A 1,743-nucleotide genomic window follows, 5' to 3' on the forward strand; every position below is an offset into this window, starting at 1 on the left:
GCACTGCTCTTTAACAATTTATCAGACAATCTGTGTGGGCACTCGCAGGATTGATATCGCAACGTTCTCCGGAACGAAAAAATTGATATATCAAGTCTTGAAGAGTGAACACGTAATTCATTACGAAGTTTAATTCTTTGAGCATCAGACACTTTTAATTGAAGAGTTTGATCATGGCTCAGATTGAACGCTGGCGGCAGGCCTAACACATGCAAGTCGAACGGTAGCACAGAGAGCTTGCTCTTGGGTGACGAGTGGCGGACGGGTGAGTAATGTCTGGGGATCTGCCCGATGGAGGGGGATAACTACTGGAAACGGTAGCTAATACCGCATAACGTCGCAAGACCAAAGTGGGGGACCTTCGGGCCTCACACCATCGGATGAACCCAGATGGGATTAGCTAGTAGGTGGGGTAACGGCTCACCTAGGCGACGATCCCTAGCTGGTCTGAGAGGATGACCAGCCACACTGGAACTGAGACACGGTCCAGACTCCTACGGGAGGCAGCAGTGGGGAATATTGCACAATGGGCGCAAGCCTGATGCAGCCATGCCGCGTGTATGAAGAAGGCCTTCGGGTTGTAAAGTACTTTCAGCGGGGAGGAAGGCGATGTGGTTAATAACCGCGTCGATTGACGTTACCCGCAGAAGAAGCACCGGCTAACTCCGTGCCAGCAGCCGCGGTAATACGGAGGGTGCAAGCGTTAATCGGAATTACTGGGCGTAAAGCGCACGCAGGCGGTCTGTTAAGTCAGATGTGAAATCCCCGGGCTCAACCCGGGAACTGCATTTGAAACTGGCAGGCTTGAGTCTCGTAGAGGGGGGTAGAATTCCAGGTGTAGCGGTGAAATGCGTAGAGATCTGGAGGAATACCGGTGGCGAAGGCGGCCCCCTGGACGAAGACTGACGCTCAGGTGCGAAAGCGTGGGGAGCAAACAGGATTAGATACCCTGGTAGTCCACGCTGTAAACGATGTCGATTTGGAGGTTGTGCCCTTGAGGCGTGGCTTCCGGAGCTAACGCGTTAAATCGACCGCCTGGGGAGTACGGCCGCAAGGTTAAAACTCAAATGAATTGACGGGGGCCCGCACAAGCGGTGGAGCATGTGGTTTAATTCGATGCAACGCGAAGAACCTTACCTGGTCTTGACATCCACAGAACTTTCCAGAGATGGATTGGTGCCTTCGGGAACTGTGAGACAGGTGCTGCATGGCTGTCGTCAGCTCGTGTTGTGAAATGTTGGGTTAAGTCCCGCAACGAGCGCAACCCTTATCCTCTGTTGCCAGCACTTCGGGTGGGAACTCAGGGGAGACTGCCGGTGATAAACCGGAGGAAGGTGGGGATGACGTCAAGTCATCATGGCCCTTACGACCAGGGCTACACACGTGCTACAATGGCGCATACAAAGAGAAGCGACCTCGCGAGGGCAAGCGGATCTCATAAAGTGCGTCGTAGTCCGGATTGGAGTCTGCAACTCGACTCCATGAAGTCGGAATCGCTAGTAATCGTGGATCAGAATGCCACGGTGAATACGTTCCCGGGCCTTGTACACACCGCCCGTCACACCATGGGAGTGGGTTGCAAAAGAAGTAGGTAGCTTAACCTTCGGGAGGGCGCTTACCACTTTGTGATTCATGACTGGGGTGAAGTCGTAACAAGGTAACCGTAGGGGAACCTGCGGTTGGATCACCTCCTTACCTAAGTGAATCATTCCCGCGAAGTGCTCACACAGATTGTCTGATGAA

Annotated in this window: 1 rRNA gene; it reads left to right on the forward strand. The window is 53.2% G+C overall.

Going from position 1 to position 1,743, the window contains the following annotated elements:
• Positions 1-155: 155 nt before the first annotated feature.
• Positions 156-1,695, forward strand: a 16S ribosomal RNA gene (locus tag ACSZO1_RS21620).
• Positions 1,696-1,743 lie beyond the last annotated feature (48 nt).

This window comes from Erwinia sp. V71, from assembly GCF_965644245.1.
Classification (GTDB): Bacteria; Pseudomonadota; Gammaproteobacteria; order Enterobacterales; family Enterobacteriaceae; genus Erwinia.